Origin of the sequence: Neobacillus notoginsengisoli (assembly GCF_003515685.1) — a bacterium.
In the GTDB taxonomy this organism is placed as follows: Bacteria; Bacillota; Bacilli; order Bacillales; family Cytobacillaceae; genus Bacillus_D; species Bacillus_D notoginsengisoli.
In genome coordinates, this window is record NZ_QWEG01000013.1 from 1 (window position 1) to 19349 (window position 19349).

Genomic DNA, 19349 nt, shown 5'->3' on the forward strand with positions numbered 1-19349 from the left:
CATACACTTTTATAATCATAATCGATACCAAAAACGATTAAACGGCCTTAGCCCCATGGAATACAGGACTAAAGCCGCTTAGCTTGTTTTTATTATTTCCACTGTCTACTTGACAGGGGGCAGTTCAAACTGTGGTTTAAAGGCCTTCCTTTTTCTTCTATTAGGACTGTTTATCGTATTGGCTATGGGCGGGGATGAGCGTGGATGGCTTTTTTTGGAAATAAGAACCCACCCCCCGCCAGAGCGATCAACACACTCCAGAAAATAAATTTCCAAGCCATTGAATGGGGGAAACTCTTGGCAATTATTGCAACTTCGGGGTGGGCCAAAGTGAATACAGCCAGCTTGATCCCGACCCATCCAACAATTAGAAAAGCAGCGGTTTCGAGGCTCGGCCTCTGTTTTAACAACTTAATAAACCATGTCGCTGCAAAGCGCATCATAATGATACCGATTATACCGCCCAAGAACATAACGATGAATTGCCCGCCATCAAGGCCGCCGATATTAAACCAGCCGGCGGGGGTAATTGTGATCGCCAGCGCGACAGCGGCCAGCATCGAATCGACAGCGAATGCCAAATCAGCAAGTTCAATTTTAAAAACGGTCATCCAAAACGAAGTCCTGCCACTTTTGGCTCTCGTTAACGTTTTTTTGCCTGGGTGGTGCTGATGTAGATGCTTAGTTGAGATGTACAGCAAATAAAGCGCCCCTGCAGCCTGGATTTCCCAGACTCCTGAAAGAAAAGAAATCATGAATAATGCGCTGAACCGAAAAACAAAAGCGCCTGCCAAACCATAGAACAATGCTTTTTTTTGCTCCTTCTCAGGGAGATTCTTTACCATTACCGCAAGGACGACCGCATTGTCAGCTGCTAAAATCCCCTCAAGCCCAACTAGGACAAGCAATACCCAGCCATATTCCAATACCATTGAAGCGTCCATCCAAACTCCTCCTGTTTTTTGGATTTCCTTCTTCAATCAGACAGGGTCAATGAAAAGGAATCAAAAAAGACCCCTGCCTGAAGGCAAAGGTCTTGCTAGACAATAGATTGCCAACAAAGCCGGCGGACATGGCCCGCGAAATGACGACTTTGCATTAGGTTTCCCTAACAGCTACTCCCCTTTGAAAAGGATGTATTCACTTATTTCCATTATATAGTACGTACAGGCCTTTTGTCTTGTTCTAACATGTTAAAATTTTTCCCTTTCGAACATTCGACTGGTGCTGAATATGTGACGAAAAGGTGACAGTTCTGGATAAAACGAAAAAAGTAATGGATAAGTTGAAAAATTTTATGGATATCGTAAAAAATTAGTTGATATCCTGAAAAAATTCATGGATATCGCAAAAAACGCGTAGAAAAACAAAAAAACCGGCAGCCTCAGCCACCGGTTTCCCTATTATTAGTCATGCATATCCATAGGATTATACAGTTTTACATCAGGATTTTTATCCTCAAACCATCTTAATGCAAATTCATTTTCAAAAAGGAACGCATATTTTCCATATCGGTCCTTTACAAGAAGGCTTCTCGAGTTGGAAAGATTTTCGTTAACCGAATCCCCTTCCACCCACCTTGTGACCTTAGAGCCGATTCTTTCCATGATGACGTCAGAATTATACTCATTTTTCATCCGGTGCTCAAACACTTCAAACTGAAGCTGGCCAACAGCGCCTAGTAAGAATTCTTCCATCCTGACTGTTTTGAAAAGCTGGATGGCCCCTTCCTGGACAAGCTGTTCAATCCCTTTATAAAACGACTTCTGCTTCATGACGTTCTTCGCCATTACCTTCACGAACAACTCGGGAGTGAATTGAGGCAGTTTCTCAAATTGGAATTGGTCTTTACCTGACGTAATTGTATCACCGATTTGGTACGTACCAGTATCATACAAACCAATGATATCGCCGCTTACCGCTTCCTCAACCGTGCTGCGTTCTTCGGCCATAAATGATGTGGAATTCGAAAGCTTAACCTGTTTTCCAATCCTTGGAACATTGACGTTCATCCCGCGCTCGAACTTGCCTGAGCATATCCTGACAAAGGCAATTCGATCACGATGGGCAGGATTCATATTCGCCTGGATTTTAAAAACAAATCCAGAGAAATTTTCAGACAGCGGATCAATTTCACCTGCGGTTGAATTCCGTGGCTTTGGAGGCGGAGCGAATTTCAAATAAGCGTCCAAGAAAGTCTGGACTCCGAAATTCGTCAAAGCACTACCGAAGAAAACAGGCGTTAAATTCCCTTCCGCAACCCGTTCGGCAGAAAACTCATTTCCCGCTTCATTTAACAACAATACTTCATCAAGCGTTTGGTCATACAGCCCGGTATTCTTTAAAGGATGGTCGCCTTCAATTTCACCATCCTTATTCAAAGGAATATATCTGCTTCCTTCATCTACCCTAAATTGCTCGACCCTATTATTAAACCTGTCATAAATTCCGAGGAATTCCTTCCCCATCCCAATTGGCCAGTTCATCGGATACGATTCGATTCCAAGTACCTCTTCTAGCTCAGCCAAAAGCTCAAGCGGCGGTTTTCCTTGTCGGTCAAGCTTATTCATGAATGTAAAGATTGGAATACCGCGCATCCGGCAAACCTTGAAGAGCTTCATTGTTTGCTCCTCAATCCCTTTTGCGGAGTCAACGACCATGACGGCACTGTCAACCGCCATCAATGTCCTGTACGTATCTTCACTGAAATCCTGGTGGCCAGGCGTATCTAGAATGTTGACCCTAAATCCGCTGTAATCAAATTGCATGACACTTGATGTAACCGAAATTCCACGTTGCTTTTCAATTTCCATCCAGTCACTTGTCGCAAACTTCCCTGTCTTCTTTGCTTTTACTGTACCGGCATCACGAATGGCACCACCAAAAAGAAGAAGCTTTTCGGTAATCGTCGTTTTACCGGCATCCGGGTGGGAAATAATTGCAAAAGTCCTTCTAGACAGGACATCATTTTTAAAATTATTACTCATAATTTGGTTCCTCACTTTTGACAATTAGAGTTTTGTCCATAACTTCTATATTATCGTGGGAGTTGCTAGTTTGCAATCCTGAATTCTTTCCAGGGCATTATAGAAGCAAGTTTATTTGTCAACGGGATACTTTTGTCAACTTTGTGTCTAAATGAGACATTCTTTTTAAAATAATTTCCTCTTCATCTTTGCTTGTTTTTTGCAAAAATACTAGCCTTAAAGACCTATAAATACAAGTTTCATTGCCAATGCAAAGGGTAAATTGTCTTATAAATTCACTAGTTGTTCAATCCCGTTTCGTCAAGTTTCCTACAATTCCCATGCCACATAATCCTCATTCCCTATTTATAACAAAAAGTATTTTCATATAATGGAGATAGACATTAAAGGAGATGAGCATAGTGGATATGAGTAAAAAGGCGATTCATAAAATCATTCCGCTGATCGTAGCGGTTATTATAGCAGCCGCAGGTATTATCTGGGCAGTACAGTCAACGGCAAAAGAGGTCGCAATCCCTTTCTCCTCCATGGAAAAGAAGATTGCCGCTGAAAACGGAAAAACCGTCAGTCTTGAAGAACATTCCAATGGCAGCCTTACACTAACTACAAGCGAGGGGATATTCGTGACAAAAGTGCCTCCTAACAGCCAGATGGCAGATGAATTAGTTTCTAAATACAATGTAGATTATACATTTACAAGCAATAGCAAGTATGGAAAATGGATTATGGGAGGCGTCATCGCTTCATTGGCAGCCGCGGCATTTGCTATCCAAAAATCAAAAGGCGGCAGCGGGCTAGGCGTTACCAATACAATGAAGAACAGCCTTTCAAAAGCTAGACCACTTCCTTCCATTACATTAAAGGATGTTGGCGGTCTTGGAGAAGAAATGAAAGAAGAAATCCTTCAGACATTATCGATTTTTAAAGAGCCCGAGCGTTCATCTAAGCTTGGCATTAAACCCCCGAAAGGCATTTTGCTATACGGCCCTCCAGGAACAGGAAAAACACTGCTTGCACAGGCAATGGCAAAAGAACTGGGCGCATCGTTCTTCTCAACGAGCGGATCCGCCTTCAATGAACTGTTTGTCGGTGTGGGTGCTTCAAGAGTAAGAAGCCTTTTTCAAAATGCAAGAAAACAGACACCAGCAGTTATTTTTATAGATGAGGTAGATGCACTAGCCGCCAAAAGGAAGGCACTTGGCGGGGAGGAGTCTGAAAAAACGCTAACAGAGCTTCTTGTGCAGCTAGATGGCGGACATTCAAATGACGGTATTTTATTTGTGGCCGCAACGAACCGGAAGGATATGCTCGATGATGCGTTCCTTCGCCCAGGCAGGATCGATTTCTCGTTCCAAGTACCGCTGCCTGATACAAAAGGCCGCAGGGAAATTATCGAGATCCATACAAAAGGCAAAATGCTCGCCAAAGATGTCATGGAATCGTTAGACGATCTTGCTGAGAGCACATCTGGATTTTCAGGTGCGGATTTAAGCATGTTGTTCGAAACAGCCAGCAGGCGGGCAGTCCGGAATGGCCAGGATGAAATTACAAAAGCGGATTTGGATTACGCACTTGACCGGACCATTCTCGGCAGCACATCCCGCGCACTGCAAGATGAAGATACAAAGCGCAGGGTAGCGATCCATGAAGCGGGACACGCCATTGTGGCAGCCATTACAAAACCAGGCTCCGTTCGAAAAGCAACCATTATTCCCCGCGGTGAAGCGCTCGGATATGTTGCGCCAATCCCTAAGGAACTACATCTTTCAACAACAAGTGACCTTATGGACAGGATTGCGATGATTCTTGCCGGTGGAGTCGCCGAGCGCCAATATCTTGGCGAGCACAGCATCGGGGTCAGCGGTGATGTTCAGCAGGCGAAGCAAATCATCGAGCAAATGGTCGATACAGGCATGCTCCAGGATGGCTTTACACTAACATTTGGTAAAACCGAGAAAGAGGCGAAAATGCAGGAGTTGTTCCAAAACGGACTTGAGAAGTCCGAACTGATCATTCGCTCAAACCGGAAAGCCTATGAAAATCTAGTCGAAGCTCTTTTAAAGAAAGAAACATTGGAAGGCTCGGAAGTAGAAGAAATCATCGCCTCAAGCAAAGCAGAAGAAGAATTCCTGTACGCCTAATATACAGCCCCCAATAACAAATCACCCCCTATCCATATTGGACAGGGGGTGATTTGTTGCTTGTTTTAACTAGTAAAGGCGTGGTTTCCAATTTTACTAATAATTGGCCTCGTCCGAATCCATTGATCTGTAGCAATCTCAGGATTATAAAAGAACAGGGCATTCGTTATCTTTTTCTTATTCGAAAGAGCTTCATCAACTGCTTCTCTCGCATCCACGTCAGCAGGTTTGTTAATCTCTCCATTGGCAACGGGCTGAAATTGATTTTCCTGGTAGATGACTTCTTTTACTGTATCAGGAAAACCTTCACTTTCAACCCTGTTCAACACAACTTCGGCAACTGCCACTTTCCCTTTAAATGGCTCACCTTTCGCTTCCGCATGGACGAGCTTTGCCAGCAATTCTTTATCGGCCTTTGTTAATACGGGCTCATTTTCAGCTTGTTTTTCTGATCTATTTGCCTCGGCCTTTACTTTGGCCGGAGATTGTTTCACTGCCGGTTTCCTATGTTTTTCTTTTTCTCCAGCCACTGCTTTTTTTGGTTCAGGAGGCATTGGATTACTTGTTTTGCCTAAGTTTAACAAAGGGAAGGCAAGCATGAGCAACATAGCCGGCACAATAAGTTTGAATAGAGGTTTCTGTCCTCTCATTCCTCCATCTCCCTTCATAATTCAATTCCTTAACTAGGCTAACATTGAACCCCGGCTTATGCTACCCCCAAAAACTTCCCATGGAAAACGATGAAGAAACTTCCTTCTTAGCCTTTCGTTCCCGATGAAATATTGGACCCTTCAATGAAGTAGCGCTGGAAAAAGAAAAAGATCAAAACGACTGGTATCAGGACTGTAACTGACATTGACATGAGGTAATGCCATTGCGTCTGTACGGTGCCTTTAAAGGTCTGGAGCCCGATTTGCAAAGTATAAAGCCGTTCATCATTAATATATAGAAGCGGTCCAAGCAAGTCATTCCATGCTCCATTAAACGAAAAAATCGCTACCACCATGAGTGCTGGTTTTGTCAGCGGAAGCATGATGTGCCACCAAATCTGCAAATGGCTGGCCCCATCCAAAACAGCAGCCTCAATCAGCGAATTCGGGATCGTCATCATGAATTGCCGCAACAGGAAGATGAAAAACGCGCTCCCTAAAAAGGCCGGGACAATGAGCGGTAAATACGTATTAACCCATCCTAGTTTGGAAAACAGGATATACTGTGGCACCATTGTCACAAAACCTGGAATCAGCATCGTAGACAGAACGATAACAAATAAAGCATTGCGTCCTTTAAAGCGAATTTTTGCGAAAGAATATGCAACTAAAGAGTTAACGATCACACTGCCAATCGTGCCGATGACAGCAATGAACACTGTATTGAGCGCCCACCTCGTGAATGGCGCCGTCTGCCAGGCTTTGAGGTAATTATCGAACCTGATTTCCTTTGGAAAAAAGGTTGGGGGATACTGGGCTATTTCCGCAGGGCTTTTCAGGGAGGTGGAAATCATCCACCATAGCGGAGAAAGGATGACCACACTCCCAGCCACTAGCAGAAGGGTGATAATCCACGATTTAATATTTTCTTTGAATTTTCTTTTTTCGTAAAACTTCGGCTCTGTATATGTCCTCATTTATTGTCTGCCCCCTCATAGTGCACCCATCCCTTTCCTAGCTTCAAGTTCAGCGCGGTCAGGATCATGACAATGATGAACAGGATCCACGCCATTGCCGAGGCATAGCCCATATCAAATAGCTTAAAGGCATTATTCCACATGTGAAGATTATAGAATAATAACGAGTTTGCAGGTGCTCCGCTTCCATTTTCCGTCATGACATAAGCTTCCTGGAAAATTTGGAAAGCGCCAATTGTGCTCGTCAAAATGTCAAAGAAAATAATCGGGGAAATCATCGGAACCGTTATATAAAAGAATTTTTGCAGGCCGGTTGCTCCCTCAATATCGGCTGCCTCGTACATTTCACGCGAAACCCCCTGAAGGCTGGCCAGATATAGTAGCATTCCTCCCCCTACTCCCCACATTTTCATTAGAATCAACGCGGGCTTCGTCCATTCCGGATCAAATAGCCAGGCAGGCCCATCTATCCCAAACCAGCCTAGGAATGTGTTTACGAGACCGGTGGATGGGCTTAAAAGCTGCATCCATAAAAAATACACAGCCACCCCTGACAAAATCGCCGGCAAATAGTAAATCGTTCTAAAAACCTTCATGCCGAAAATCCTTTGATTGAGAAGGACGGCAATCAGTATAGCCCCTACTGTTGTCAGCGGAACTGAGAACACAACATAGTAAAGCGTGTTCCATAATGACGTCCAGAACAAATCATCAATCGTAAACATTCTGACAAAATTGTCGAATCCTATATAATTCATTTTTGAAGTAATATTGTAATCGGTGAAGCTCGCTGCCAATGAAAACAGAAGCGGCCCGAGCGTCAGGCAGATAAAGCCGATTAACCAAGGGCTAATAAAAATATATCCCCAAAAATTCTCTCTTGTTCCTCTTGACATGCGTGGTTTAGGCGCCATCTGCCGCGGGGCGGCTAAACCTGACTCCCTCCCTGAGACGAGGTCCATGTCTTCTGGAAGTGCAGCTTGTGATGTTTGTGGCGACTTCATATTTTCCCCCTCTTTCTTGTCGAACGATTGAAAAAGAGAAGGACAGCCAAGCCGTCCCTTCTCTCTCGTGGAAAAATTCATATATATTTTATTTTTTCAGCTTTTTGACATCTGCCTCCGCTCTTTCCAGCGCCTCTTCAGGGCTCATTTTTCCGGCAAAAACCTTGTCGATATGCGGGTTGATCCTGTTTTGGTAATCAGGATATTCCAGCGGAACAGGGTATAGATTTGTTACCTTTAGATTCTCAACGGTCAATTCATAAACTTCTTTCGCTTGTCCGTCAAGAGACTTGGCTACTGCCTCAGCTCCTTCAATATTGGCGATATTATCGTAGTTTTTCTCTCCCCAATATTGCTGTGCATCTTTGCCTGTCAAGTATTTAATGAATTCAACAGCTTCCTTTGGATGTTTAGAGCCTTTAGGCACCTCGACCACGAAGCCTCCACCATCGGCCCAATGCTTACTGTTTTCATCATAAGCTGGAATTTTTGCAACGCCGAACTCCATATCCTTGCCGTAATCACGGATTTGCGTGTAGAAAGTTCCAACATCAATGTACATGGCGACTTTACCAGAAATGAATGGGTTGGCTTGTTCGCTGCCAAATTCAGCTTTGAAAGCCTGGACATTTTTTTCGCCATAATGTTTTTGCCAATCAAGTAGCCAATTCAACGCATCCAGCTTTTTAGGTGTATTGATGAAGAGCTCGCCATCTTCGATAAAGCCTTTGCCGTCATCGGCGCTAGCCATCCAGGCAGGTGCGCCAGTACTTCCCCATAGCGGATAGAAGCCAAAGCGCTCAAATTTATCACCGTTTTTCACATCCAGCTTTTTGGCATATTCCTCAAGCTCGGCCCAGGTTTGAGGCGGCTTTTCAGGGTCTAAGCCAGCTTCCTTGAATGCTTCTTTATTATAAAATAACAGCCTTGTATCTGTATTAAACGGAACAGCATAAGGCTTATTATCATGCAATACCATTTCCCATAGATGCGGGTAAAAATTTTCCTTGAATGAATCATCAAGATACTTGCTTAGGTCTTCGGCTTGATTGTTCTCAGCGCGCTGTGCGACCGAGTTAATATCATTCACGATGACATCGGCTGGGCTCCCGGCTGCGACAGAAGCAAGGTTCTTTGTCCAAATATCTCCCCATGGAAGAAATGTATGCTTTACTTCAATTTTGTCCTGAGAATCATTAAAGTCCTTCACGATCTTTTCGATAATTGGTCTCCGTGTTTCGGAACCCCAAAATGTCCAAAAATCGATGACTACTTTTCCATCTTTTGAATCTGCGTTGCTTTTCTCACCGCTGCAACCTGCTAGCACCCCTAAAACTAACAGAAAGCTTAATAACCCCAAAATTCCCTTTCTCATTTTTTCCTCCTGAATTATGTATTTTTTAGGCTCTGTTAATTTTGGTTGTTGATTTCCACTACGGGCACACGCTTTCCGCGGGGCGTCAGTGCCCTTCGCTTCAATCAACAAAGTTAAAAATCAACATAACTCTATAACACAGCCATTTTCCAAACCTTATATCCTTTTACCCATATTTTCTCCTTCAAAACTTCCTTTTTCCTGAAAAAATCTGATATTACGACAAATTCATTAGGAGAAGCTATAACAAAGGGATTAGCTTCTTAAGGAGAACGTAATTAAAAGGGCATATTGGACGAAGGTGAGCCCAGGTGAAAAGAAGAACACGCAAAAGGCCGGCCCAATGGGCCGGCCTTTACTGCCAGTTAACAGAATCTAAAACAGGCAGCGCCAACTATAATCAAGAGAATGAACAGGACGACAATGAGGGCAAAGCCTCCGCCATATCCAAAGCCGCCGCCGTATCCACAGCCGCCATATCCATAACCGCCGTATCCGAACATATAAGAACCTCCTCCTATTTAATAAAATCCACCATATCCCCAGGAAGCCCCGATGATAACCAACAGAATGAATAGAACAACTAGGAGGGCAAAACCTCCGCCATACCCAAATCCTCCACCAGACATTCACATTACCTCCTTTAGTTAAGTCCATATATCCTATTCATGAACAGGAAAATGTGCAATAGACTCAGAAGCATTTTTCATAAATGGGCGTCTTACCATTCCATGAACAAAAAAAGAACCCATTTGCGGGTTCTTTCACCATCATATTTTAAAGTTGGTTTTGATGACATTCACTCTAATAAGCGCATCAAGCAAAATGACCAGAGCCGGCCCGGCAAACAGTCCGACAAAACCGATCAGTTTAAACCCAATATACAGGCTTGCAAGCGATGCAAGCGGAGAAATACCAAGGCTTGTAGCATAAACCTTTGGCTCGATGATCCGCCGAATGACCGTAATGGCAAGAAATAAGATGATCAGGCCAATCCCAAGAAACTGTTTTCCCTGTATGATGGAAATGACTGCCCACGGGACGAGGAAAGAGCCTGTTCCGAGAATCGGCAAAATATCGACCAGCACGATTAGAAGGGAAAAAAGCCCCGCATACTTGACTTTTAATAGCATAAGGCCGATAAACGCCAGCGAAAATGTAATCAGGCTAAGGATAATTTGGGCTTTGATAAATCCGACGCCGGCTTTCGTTAATTGGTTTAGGACAATGGAAACTTTCCTCTTCGTGCCTTCGGTCAAATGGGATTTGATTGAGGCTTTTATTTCCGGCAGCTCGAGGCTGATTAAAAATAATGCCACCAGGTAAATAAGGAATTCAATTAAGAATCCGGGTATTGAGGTTAAAAAACCTATCAATACGTGGATCATTTCCTGTACGAATCGATCCAGGGAATTAACAGATTCATCAAGCGTCTTCTCAATCGACGCAATGACATCGGGCGGAAGCGTCTGCGTGTAATCCTTCCATCGCTTTATTAGCGGCTTGATTCCTGATGAATAAATGTCTCTGACATAGGTTGGTGTTCTTTCTGACAGGTTCATAACCTGCTGAAAGAGGATCAGGAACAAGTTGTAACCAAGAACTACAATACCAAGCAGAAAAGCAATGAAGGAGGCGATAACGGACTTGACCCTGCTTAACTTCAATTTCCTCTGCAAATAGCCCACAAGCCCTTCGAGCAAAATGGCGGTAACCAATGCAAATAGAAGCGGCAAGCTATAAGGTATAAAAAAAATAAAGAGCAGAATAAGAACTGCCAGAATAATCCACTTTTTCCACATAATCTTCTCTCCCGGTAGCTATTAACTAAAGGTAAGCTTCGTTATTCAATTATATCTATTAACCGCGGCTAAAGCGAAGCTTTTGTCGAAAAAAAACATCCTTCCAATAAAAAGGGATGCCGCCCGGGCACCCCCATTTTATTAGATAATTTTTTTCGCACCCATGTTTTTCTGGCTGCTTATTTGGGATAAAAATCCAGATACAACCGAGTATTTCTCATAAAGGAAAAATAGGGAGTCTCCAGGATGGGAGCAGTTCCATGCATAGTAATAAGCTTTCAGTTCATCCGTAATAATGGATAGCTGTTTTCCGCTTCCCCCTATTTCCTTCAGGGCAGCGGCGTGCATCATGCTGGCTGTTTCATATGGAGCTCTTCCGCGGAGATCCTGATCCTCCCGAATGACCAGCCCATCGGTGTTTTTAACAGCCATTCTTGCCATTTCCCTGATTTCATGGTCCTGCCTATCACCCGGTGCAGAGAGGACTGTCGTTGTTGTTCCTTTTCTGAAATGCTTTGCAGTATCAAAGAATGCATTCAGCCCGGCAATATTATGGGCATAATCAATGATGATCAACCTGCCATCCAATTCAAACGTATTAAATCTGCCCCTCGACTGTTCATGATCCGGCTTAAAGGTTAACGCCTTTTCTTTCAGGACTTCAATCTCGACGCCTTGAGAGCTGGCGGCAGCCAGCGCCTGAAGCAGGTTGGCGATATTGTGCCTTGCTTTGCCTTCAATCGTAACGGGAATATCTTTGGCGGGAAGCAATTTCATCTTCTTCCCTTCTTTGATACAGGTAATCCAGTTATCTTCATCAAGATACCAGACTGTCCATCCTCTTTCGACAGCTCCCTGAACATGGTGGTTTGTATGGAAAAGGCTCGTATAAACAATCCTTCCCCGCGTATGGGCAGCCATTTGGACAACCTCCGGATCATCTGCATTCAATACGCAGACGCCATCCTGCCTGACAACTTCAGGAATGAGCCTTTTTAATTTAACAAGCTGCTTGAAATCCTCAATGCCATCAAGCCCTAAATGATCCTCGGAGACATTCGTAACGATGCCAACATCACATTCTCTGAACGCAAGGCCTTCACGTAGAATCCCGCCGCGGGCAGTTTCCAGGACAGCCGCATCCACTTCTGGATTAGCCAGAATTTTACGGGCGCTGATCGGGCCGCTGCAATCTCCTTCATCAATAACACGGCTGCCAATATAAACCCCATCGGAATTGGTCATACCAACATGATAGCCGTCCCTTTCTAAAAAATGCTTAATCATTCTTGTCGTGGTCGTTTTACCGTTCGTTCCGGTTATAGCAATAATGGGTATCGCTGCCTCTTCCCTTGTTTTGAATAAGTAATCGACAATTGCATTGCCAACATCCCTCGGCTTTCCTTTTGCGGGATAATGGTGCATCCTGATTCCAGGTGCGGCATTCACTTCAATGACCGCTGACTTGGATCTGTCAAGCGGAACAGATATATCGGGGCAAATCAAATCAACTCCGGCCACATCCAATCCAATCGACTGTGCTGCAAGGGAAGCCATTTCCCTGATAGTAGGATGGATCTCATCTGTTACATCAATGGCGAGGCCCCCTGTAGAAAGGTTTGCATTGCCGGCAACCTGGATGACACTGCCTGGTTCAGGTATCGATTCTAACGTTAAGTTCGATTTCTCCAGATGGCATGTAATCGTTGAATTCAAGGGGATTTTTGTCATCGGCTTTTCATGCCCGTCTCCTCTGAGCGGATTTTTATTTTCAACCTCAATCAATTTTCTGATAGATTCGTGTCCATTTCCAATGACAAACGGAGGCACTCTCATACTTGCTGCAATTAGTTTTCCGTCCACCATGAGCAGCCTGTAATCATTGCCTTGATAGTATCTTTCAACGATTATTTCAGTTTCCTTGTTCTCCATGCAGTGGAGAATACTGAATAATTCTTCCCTGCTTTTTATATTTGTAAAAACGCCTCTGCCCTGGTTACCATTAAGCGGCTTCATGACGACAGGAAAACCGACTCGCTCAGCAACACCAAATACTTCCTCATAGGAGGAGGCTGTTTCACCTTCAGGTACGGGAACACCGACACTTGAGAGGATTGACTTTGTCACCTGCTTATCGCAAGAATTTTCCACCGCCATATACGGCGTCTGGCTTGTGATTGTAGCCTGAACATGCTTTTGTCTTCGACCGGTGCCTATTCTGACAAGGCTGTCAGTACCGACCCTTTCAACCGGAATCCCCTTTGCAAAAGCAGCGTTGTAGATTGCCTCAGTACTTGGGCCAAGTTTATTCGTGAAATAGAGATTTTCAATTTCATGAATGTACGTACTTGAATCAACATAAGGCGCGCCATCCAAGATTTTCTCGACAATTTCCTTGGCAGCTTGAAAGGCATAAAAACCGGATTTAGGCTCACGGTAATCATATGTAACGAAATAAATTCCTTTTTTGCCGCCCGTAATCGTTTTTCCCCTTTTGACCTTGATTCCAGCCAGATACTGCAAGTCAATCGCGATATGCTCGAGAATGTGCCCCATCCAGGTGCCTTCCTCAAGCCTCTCAACAAACCCTCCTTCATACCCAAGGGAGCAGGTGTGGCTTCTTAGGCTTGGGAGTGTTTTTAATAATGCTTCGTTAAATCCAGACAGTGTATTTGACGGACTAAATTCCAATTCTTCGAGATCCAGTTCAATCCACATTGTTGGTTTATAACTAAAATAATTTGGCCCCTTTAAGTACCGTACCCGGATAATCTTCATCTTTTTACTCCCCTTTTACTATTAACTTTCTATTTTTCAGATCAAATTTATAGCCGTGTGTCAGGGTGTGAAGCTTAAAGTTGGATAAGGTCAGTTCCTCGCTTCCATTATCTGATTTTTTCACTTCAACGTACGCACTGTCTTTTCCATCCAAAATGAGGACCTGGTGTTCTCCTATTACTTCAAATTGATCACCTTCAACAAGAATGGCAGTATTTTCATCAATACCAATTCCCATTAAATTTGGATTTCCCGCAATAGCGCCCAGGAGCCGGTCAAATCGTGACCTTTGTGAAAAATGCTGGTCAATCAGCAAGTCCTCCATGAAACCGAATCCGTTGTCCATTTCAACCTGAAGTATGTCATCAGAATCCTTCGTCAAGGCGTTTACAATCATATGCTTACCCATAATCGATGCCCCGGCACTGGTTCCCCCAAGAACAAGTCCATTTTGCCATTGCTTGTAAATTAGCGAATGAAGCTTTGTTCCAGTGATCATCTGTGTCAGCCTACTTTGGTCTCCCCCGGTTATGAAAAGGGCGGAAAGTCCATCAACAGTCTCAATAATTCTCGGATCCTCAGACATCTCTCTGCTATTAACATCTATGATGACGGAATCCTTTACTCCATGTTTTTCAAATACTTCTCTATATTCATTACCGACCTGCTCGGGAATTTGTGTTGCCGTCGTTAAAATGCCGACCTTCCCTATCCGTTTGGAGGAGAGCTCGACAAATTTGCTTAGAATTGTAACACCGTGGTATTTTTCTTCCGCTCCTCCAATGATTAACAAAGGGCCGTTTTTCAAAATCATCACCTGTCCGGGAGTTTTTTCAAAATTATAATAATATTTTATATACCCGCTAGCGCCATTTACAAAACTTCATCCGTAAAAAGGTATATGTAAATTTCCCTGAAATTATAGCAATACATGTAAATAATTTTTCATTAGAAAAGCCAGCCTACTCATTTTCATTTTGACCAATTTGTTTTATCCATTTAATCGTCAGGGTATACAATACAGTGAATCTTCCATCAGGGGAGTTCTTCCTTCTTCCCCTGATGGTTAGACCAATCGGCTTTTACGGGCAGTTGAACCCCTCCTAACTTCTTCGGTAACTCATAATCCCCGATGTAGGACTGCCCGTTAAGAGTGGGATAAGAGAGGTGATGAAATGCAAAAAAAAGGGAAAAAAACCGCTCCCTCCCTTCAGCAGGGAAACAGGGATCATCCAGAACAATATCCGACATCAAATGAAAGTCTTTTTGACAAGTTTGAGAGTGAGCAAAATGTCGATCCAATTCCAATGGAAGATCTTAAGCTCGAACAAAAGGAAGAGAAAAAAGAGCATCACACGAAGAATGATTCCTCGAGTGATAGAAAATATAAATCCGGATTTTAATTCACTCTTCCAAAAATAGATGGAGGGATAAAATTGACAGAAAATAAGGAAAAAGAAAAAAACGACTCACTTGAACAAGAGAAGAAAAAGTTAACAGGGAAAGACATCGAGCCGCAACGCGACCCTGTAAAACCACAAGAAGAATGCAAGACTAAAAATCAATAACGAACCCCCATATAGATTGACTGCCTGGCATATGCCAGGTATTTTTTATGCATGCTTTCCGGTTCAAAAGTTATCCCACTCTTTACGGGCAATAAGCCTCCTCCGGAGGCAACTGCCCCTAAAGGTCCGATAAGTTCATCTAACCATCAGTGGGAAAGGCGCCCACTGATGGAAGATTCACTTTATCTTGCCTTTTCTTTTTAGGGCTTATCCGTTCTATCCCATTCCATTGAAGGGAAATTCATTCACACAGGAAATAGATATTTCATAAACTATCGTGGATGGAAGTATAAGAGGAGGAGCTTAAAGAATGGAAAATAGACAATTTTATGGTCATATGCCAGGAATGGCCGGCCACGGGGGAATGGGCGGCTATCCGGGATATGGGGGTTACGGCGGATACCCTGGAGATTACGGAGTATATGGAGGACACGGCGGATACCCTGGAGGATACGGCGGTTATGGGGGGCACCATGGCTACCCTGGATATGGACATCATTATGGATACGGACATCATCATCATCACGGGCACCATCACGGATATCATCACGACCACCATCACGGACATGGATACCCTTACGGTTACGGGGGGCACCGATAATTTCAAAAGAAAAAGCCCGACTCAACTTTAATAAGAGTCAGGCTTTTTTCACTTCTAGGCGGCCGGCGATAATGGAAAGCATATAGTTAACCGTAAAATACATGAGTGTAAGAATCAGAATCATTGGGATGACATAAGAATCTTTTTGTCCATAAATGATTTGCGCGTTGTGAGTCAGTTCCGGCAGCGAAATCACGACAGCCAATGAGGTATCCTTCAGCAAGGAAATAAATTGGCTGACAATTGGCGGAACCATCCTTCTTAACGCCTGCGGCATGACAATATATCTGATTGTCTGGACATAGCCAAGCCCTGATGAACGCGCAGCCTCAATCTGGCCTTTTTCGACTGAATTCAGCCCGCTTCGGATAATCTCCGACAGCATCGCTGATTCAAAAATCGTGAGTGCCACAATCGCCGCTGTCGTAACAGGCAGCTTCAGCCCAATGTCTGGCAAAGCAAAAAAAGTAAAAAAGATAATTAAGAGCAGAGGCAGGTTCCGAATTGTTTCAACGCCTACTGCGAGCACTTGTGAAACGACTGGAATCCTGGCATAACGTGCCGTGCCGATGGCTCCGCCAATAATAAAACTTAAAACAATTGATAACGAAGCCACTAGCAGCGTGACTCCGAAGCCTTGCAAGAGAAACTTAAGATGATCAGGTGAATAAGCCCCTATAAAATCCATTTTTGGCCCCCCTTAATGGCTTTTCGCCATGTGGCGTTCCAAATAGCCGACCCCAAGGCTTAGCGGAATAGTAATAATGAGATAAAACATCGCAACGAAAATATAAACATCAAAGGTGACAAATGTCCTGGAAGAAATAATGTCTCCCTGATACATCAACTCCATACCGGCGATTACCCCGAGAATGGAAGAATTTTTCACGAGGTTGATAAATTGGTTGCCAAGCGGAGGGATGACAATTTTAATCGCTTGCGGCAAAATAATTAGCAGCATCGCTTGGTTATACGTAAGGCCTGAAGAACGGGCTGCTTCCATCTGCCCTTTTGGGACAGACAATATCCCGGCACGGATGGCCTCCGCAATAAAGGCTGACGTATAAATGGCAAGCGCAATGGTTCCCGCGGTAAATCCGTCGAAATCAATCCCAATTGACGCCAGCCCAAAATAGAAAAAGAATGCAATAATCAGCACTGGAATGTTTCTGAAAAATTCCACATACGCTGTGCCAATCCAGTTCAGGAATTTAAACGGGGAAATACGGAAAACCGCTATCAGTGTACCGAGAAAAAAGCTCGCGATCAATGCAATTAAACTGACTGCAAGTGTTCTCTTAAACCCATCCATGTACAAGTCAATGTTTTCTGTTAAAATCGAAAAGTCCAACAGCCTCACCTCTCTTGCTATTGCCAACGGCAGCATAAAAGCACAAGTTTCTATATAGGTTGAACTAGATATTTTCTTTTCAAGGTGAATCTTGGTTGATTTAAGCTTCAGGCACTTCGCTTTCCGCGGGGCGTCAGTGGAGCCTCCTCGGCGCTTTGGCGCCTGTGGGGTCTCCACCTTGCCGCCGCATCCCGCAGGACAAACAGCTTCCTCGAATTGGCTATGCACGAAGGAAATGCGATAGCATTTTCGAGGAGTCTTCGTGCCTTCCGCTTCAATCAACCTGCTTCCTTGGCCAATTTGTAAGTTCAACCTAATATATGATTCAAGTAATCAGGATGAGCCGGGCAGGCCCATCCTGATAGACAATTACCTTATTGTTCTTTAATCCACTTATTCTTTATTTCATCATATTTGCCAGAATCCTTTACTTTCTTTAGGGCTTCGTTCAGCTTGTCGACCAGTTCCTTGTTACCTTTTTTAACAGCAATTCCATAAGGCTCTTCTGTGAAAGTTCCGCCAACAAGACCGAATGATGGATCCTCGTCGGCCATTCCATATAGAATCGAGTCATCCGTCGTCAAAGCATCGCCTTTTCCGGACTTAAGAGCTGTGAACGCTTCTGCATAGTTTTCGAATTCCAGCACTTGTGTTTCAGGGGCTTTCTCGCGGATGTTGACTGCGGAAGTAGACCCTTTAACAGCCAGAACCTTCGTGCCTTTCTTCAGGTCTTCCAGGCCTTTGATTTTGCTCCCCTTTTTAACGAGCAAGGATTGGCCGGCTTCGAAATAAACATCAGTGAAGTCCACTTCCTTTTTACGTTCTTCTGAAATTGTCATAGTTGCAATGACAGCGTCAATATCGCCATTATTCAGCATAGGAATCCTTGTTTTCGATGTTACTTCCTTGAACTCGACTTTGCTCTCATCGCCAAGGATTTCTTTTGCCAGAGCCTTTGCCAAATCAATATCAAAACCTTCCACTTCACCTGAGCTTGGGTTTTTCAGGCCAAATAGCCTTGTATCATGCTTTACCCCAAAAATAAATTTGTCGCGTTTCTCGATTTGGGCCATGACTCCTTTGTCCTTGCCATCTTTGCTGTCTCCGTTAGCCTTGTCATCCTTTCCTCCGCATGCTGCCAAAAGCAAAACGGCAAACAGAGAAATTAGGGACAGTGTAAAAAGCCTTTTCTTCATCATTTTCCCTCCTAATTTTTTAGTGATTTAATATACGGCTGAGGAATGATTTTGCCCTTTCCTCTTTTGGACTGGCAAAAAACTCAGCCGGGACTGCCTCTTCAAGAATTTTTCCTTCATCCATAAAAACAATCCGATCCGCCACTTCGCGGGCAAAGCCCATTTCATGTGTGACAACGACCATGGTCATTCCTTCTTTTGCAAGGGTTTTCATAACATCGAGCACTTCCCCGATCATTTCTGGATCAAGAGCGGATGTAGGTTCATCGAAAAGCATAATCTCAGGCTTCATGGCCAGTCCCCTCGCAATGGCTACACGCTGCTGCTGTCCACCTGAAAGCTGTGCCGGATACGAATTCGCCTTGTCGGGGATGCCGACTTTTTCAAGATATTTCATCGCAGTTTCCTTAGCTTCACTTTGAGATTTCCCAAGAACCTTTATTGGAGCAAGCGTGATATTTTCGAGAACTGTTTTATGTGGATATAAGTGGAAATGCTGGAAGACCATCCCGATTTCCCGGCGAACCTCATTAATATCTGTTTTCTTGTCGTTCACTCTTATATCTTTTACAGTCAGGTTGCCAGTGGTGATTTCTTCGAGCCTGTTAATGCAGCGGAGCATTGTACTCTTCCCCGAGCCCGAAGGACCAATGACGACCACCACTTCCCCTTTATGTATTTTTAGATTAATATCTTTCAGAACATGAAAATCCCCGAAATATTTATTCACTTTGTCAAAAACAATCATGTTAATTCCCCCTTTCAAGAAACTGTCTATCTGTATTAGAATGAGTGAACCGCACCTACTGGTGACTATTATAAATTTTCTGAATTTATTTTTATATTATAATATACAAAACTTCACCGGGTCAATTTTAATAATGTAATATTCTTAATATTCTTGTAAGAATTTTTCTGT

20 protein-coding genes are annotated in these 19349 nt (G+C 43.7%); 5 read left to right on the forward strand and 15 right to left on the reverse strand.

The window, feature by feature from the left end:
- A partial coding sequence (locus D1B31_RS25235) for an IS3 family transposase (protein ID WP_142922562.1) occupies positions 1–82 on the forward strand: 82 nt, incomplete at its 5' end.
- A 100-nt stretch (positions 83–182) separates the two neighbouring features.
- On the opposite strand, the gene D1B31_RS18590 is transcribed toward D1B31_RS25235, so the two are convergent.
- Positions 183–944 (reverse strand): TerC family protein, encoded by a 762-nt coding sequence (locus tag D1B31_RS18590; protein WP_118923233.1) that lies wholly within the window; start codon positions 942–944, stop codon positions 183–185.
- Between the two features lie 462 nt (positions 945–1406).
- The gene (locus tag D1B31_RS18595; RefSeq protein ID WP_118923235.1) at positions 1407–2987 is read right to left on the reverse strand and encodes a peptide chain release factor 3; all 1581 of its coding nucleotides are present in this window, start codon (positions 2985–2987) and stop codon (positions 1407–1409) included.
- Positions 2988–3394: 407 nt separating this feature from the next.
- On the opposite strand from D1B31_RS18595, the gene D1B31_RS18600 reads away from it, so the two are divergent.
- Positions 3395–5128, forward strand: a complete 1734-nt coding sequence (locus D1B31_RS18600; protein WP_240035349.1) for an AAA family ATPase — start codon at positions 3395–3397, stop codon at positions 5126–5128.
- Between the two features lie 65 nt (positions 5129–5193).
- Here D1B31_RS18600 and D1B31_RS18605 read toward each other — a convergent pair whose 3' ends face one another.
- The 9 genes from D1B31_RS18605 to D1B31_RS18645 all read right to left on the reverse strand — a co-directional run bounded on the left by D1B31_RS18605 (position 5194) and on the right by D1B31_RS18645 (position 14528).
- Positions 5194–5778 carry a cell wall hydrolase gene (locus D1B31_RS18605; RefSeq protein WP_240035340.1) on the reverse strand — a complete coding sequence of 195 codons (585 nt, stop codon included), beginning with the start codon at positions 5776–5778 and terminating at the stop codon, positions 5194–5196.
- Between the two features lie 107 nt (positions 5779–5885).
- Positions 5886–6755, reverse strand: a complete 870-nt coding sequence (locus D1B31_RS18610) for a carbohydrate ABC transporter permease (protein WP_118923241.1) — start codon at positions 6753–6755, stop codon at positions 5886–5888.
- Positions 6752–7759 carry a carbohydrate ABC transporter permease gene (locus D1B31_RS18615; protein ID WP_338036494.1) on the reverse strand — a complete coding sequence of 336 codons (1008 nt, stop codon included), beginning with the start codon at positions 7757–7759 and terminating at the stop codon, positions 6752–6754. Before D1B31_RS18615 ends, D1B31_RS18610 begins: the two co-directional genes overlap by 4 nt.
- An 88-nt stretch (positions 7760–7847) precedes the next feature.
- Positions 7848–9134 (reverse strand): ABC transporter substrate-binding protein, encoded by a 1287-nt coding sequence (locus tag D1B31_RS18620; RefSeq protein WP_118923243.1) that lies wholly within the window; start codon positions 9132–9134, stop codon positions 7848–7850.
- A 365-nt stretch (positions 9135–9499) separates the two neighbouring features.
- Positions 9500–9637 carry a YjcZ family sporulation protein gene (locus D1B31_RS18625; protein WP_118923245.1) on the reverse strand — a complete coding sequence of 46 codons (138 nt, stop codon included), beginning with the start codon at positions 9635–9637 and terminating at the stop codon, positions 9500–9502.
- Between the two features lie 18 nt (positions 9638–9655).
- Positions 9656–9763: a YjcZ family sporulation protein gene (locus D1B31_RS18630; protein ID WP_118923247.1), complete on the reverse strand. Its 108-nt coding sequence runs from the start codon at positions 9761–9763 to the stop codon at positions 9656–9658.
- 141 nt (positions 9764–9904) lie between these two features.
- Positions 9905–10936 carry a sporulation integral membrane protein YtvI gene (gene ytvI, locus D1B31_RS18635; protein ID WP_118923249.1) on the reverse strand — a complete coding sequence of 344 codons (1032 nt, stop codon included), beginning with the start codon at positions 10934–10936 and terminating at the stop codon, positions 9905–9907.
- A 141-nt stretch (positions 10937–11077) separates the two neighbouring features.
- Entirely contained in the window at positions 11078–13714 is a 2637-nt protein-coding gene (gene cphA, locus D1B31_RS18640) for a cyanophycin synthetase (protein ID WP_118923251.1), read from the reverse strand.
- Between the two features lie 4 nt (positions 13715–13718).
- Positions 13719–14528 (reverse strand): cyanophycinase, encoded by an 810-nt coding sequence (locus D1B31_RS18645; RefSeq protein ID WP_118923253.1) that lies wholly within the window; start codon positions 14526–14528, stop codon positions 13719–13721.
- Positions 14529–14889: 361 nt separating this feature from the next.
- Between D1B31_RS18645 and D1B31_RS18650 the strand changes: the two genes are divergently transcribed.
- The 3 genes from D1B31_RS18650 (at position 14890) to D1B31_RS18660 (ending at position 15883) form a co-directional block, all read left to right on the forward strand.
- Positions 14890–15117, forward strand: coding sequence for a hypothetical protein (locus D1B31_RS18650; RefSeq protein ID WP_118923255.1), 228 nt, complete (start codon positions 14890–14892; stop codon positions 15115–15117).
- A gap of 33 nt (positions 15118–15150) precedes the next feature.
- The gene (locus D1B31_RS18655) at positions 15151–15282 is read left to right on the forward strand and encodes a 3-methyladenine DNA glycosylase (protein WP_118923257.1); all 132 of its coding nucleotides are present in this window, start codon (positions 15151–15153) and stop codon (positions 15280–15282) included.
- Between the two features lie 310 nt (positions 15283–15592).
- On the forward strand, positions 15593–15883 hold the full coding sequence (locus D1B31_RS18660; protein ID WP_192894803.1) for a hypothetical protein: 291 nt from the start codon (positions 15593–15595) through the stop codon (positions 15881–15883).
- A 37-nt stretch (positions 15884–15920) separates the two neighbouring features.
- On the opposite strand, the gene D1B31_RS18665 is transcribed toward D1B31_RS18660, so the two are convergent.
- The 4 genes from D1B31_RS18665 to D1B31_RS18680 all read right to left on the reverse strand — a co-directional run bounded on the left by D1B31_RS18665 (position 15921) and on the right by D1B31_RS18680 (position 19178).
- Positions 15921–16571, reverse strand: a complete 651-nt coding sequence (locus tag D1B31_RS18665; RefSeq protein WP_118923259.1) for an amino acid ABC transporter permease — start codon at positions 16569–16571, stop codon at positions 15921–15923.
- A 12-nt stretch (positions 16572–16583) separates the two neighbouring features.
- Entirely contained in the window at positions 16584–17237 is a 654-nt protein-coding gene (locus D1B31_RS18670; RefSeq protein WP_118923442.1) for an amino acid ABC transporter permease, read from the reverse strand.
- A 371-nt stretch (positions 17238–17608) separates the two neighbouring features.
- Entirely contained in the window at positions 17609–18433 is an 825-nt protein-coding gene (locus tag D1B31_RS18675; RefSeq protein WP_118923261.1) for a transporter substrate-binding domain-containing protein, read from the reverse strand.
- 16 nt (positions 18434–18449) lie between these two features.
- Positions 18450–19178 carry an amino acid ABC transporter ATP-binding protein gene (locus D1B31_RS18680; RefSeq protein WP_118923263.1) on the reverse strand — a complete coding sequence of 243 codons (729 nt, stop codon included), beginning with the start codon at positions 19176–19178 and terminating at the stop codon, positions 18450–18452.
- Positions 19179–19349: the final 171 nt, after the last annotated feature.

Coding starts and splice junctions, on each gene's coding strand:
- D1B31_RS18630 (WP_118923247.1), bottom strand. CDS start 9,763: ATGTCTGGTGGAGGATTTGGGTATGGCGGAGGTTTTGCCCTCCTAGTT.
- D1B31_RS18595 (WP_118923235.1), bottom strand. CDS start 2,987: ATGAGTAATAATTTTAAAAATGATGTCCTGTCTAGAAGGACTTTTGCA.
- D1B31_RS18650 (WP_118923255.1), top strand. CDS start 14,890: ATGCAAAAAAAAGGGAAAAAAACCGCTCCCTCCCTTCAGCAGGGAAAC.
- D1B31_RS18645 (WP_118923253.1), bottom strand. CDS start 14,528: ATGATTTTGAAAAACGGCCCTTTGTTAATCATTGGAGGAGCGGAAGAA.
- D1B31_RS18615 (WP_338036494.1), bottom strand. CDS start 7,759: ATGAAGTCGCCACAAACATCACAAGCTGCACTTCCAGAAGACATGGAC.
- D1B31_RS18675 (WP_118923261.1), bottom strand. CDS start 18,433: ATGATGAAGAAAAGGCTTTTTACACTGTCCCTAATTTCTCTGTTTGCC.
- D1B31_RS18610 (WP_118923241.1), bottom strand. CDS start 6,755: ATGAGGACATATACAGAGCCGAAGTTTTACGAAAAAAGAAAATTCAAA.
- D1B31_RS18600 (WP_240035349.1), top strand. CDS start 3,395: ATGAGTAAAAAGGCGATTCATAAAATCATTCCGCTGATCGTAGCGGTT.
- D1B31_RS18625 (WP_118923245.1), bottom strand. CDS start 9,637: ATGTTCGGATACGGCGGTTATGGATATGGCGGCTGTGGATACGGCGGC.
- D1B31_RS18590 (WP_118923233.1), bottom strand. CDS start 944: ATGGACGCTTCAATGGTATTGGAATATGGCTGGGTATTGCTTGTCCTA.
- cphA (WP_118923251.1), bottom strand. CDS start 13,714: ATGAAGATTATCCGGGTACGGTACTTAAAGGGGCCAAATTATTTTAGT.
- D1B31_RS18665 (WP_118923259.1), bottom strand. CDS start 16,571: ATGGATTTTATAGGGGCTTATTCACCTGATCATCTTAAGTTTCTCTTG.
- D1B31_RS18605 (WP_240035340.1), bottom strand. CDS start 5,778: ATGAGAGGACAGAAACCTCTATTCAAACTTATTGTGCCGGCTATGTTG.
- D1B31_RS18620 (WP_118923243.1), bottom strand. CDS start 9,134: ATGAGAAAGGGAATTTTGGGGTTATTAAGCTTTCTGTTAGTTTTAGGG.
- D1B31_RS18680 (WP_118923263.1), bottom strand. CDS start 19,178: ATGATTGTTTTTGACAAAGTGAATAAATATTTCGGGGATTTTCATGTT.
- ytvI (WP_118923249.1), bottom strand. CDS start 10,936: ATGTGGAAAAAGTGGATTATTCTGGCAGTTCTTATTCTGCTCTTTATT.
- D1B31_RS18660 (WP_192894803.1), top strand. CDS start 15,593: ATGGAAAATAGACAATTTTATGGTCATATGCCAGGAATGGCCGGCCAC.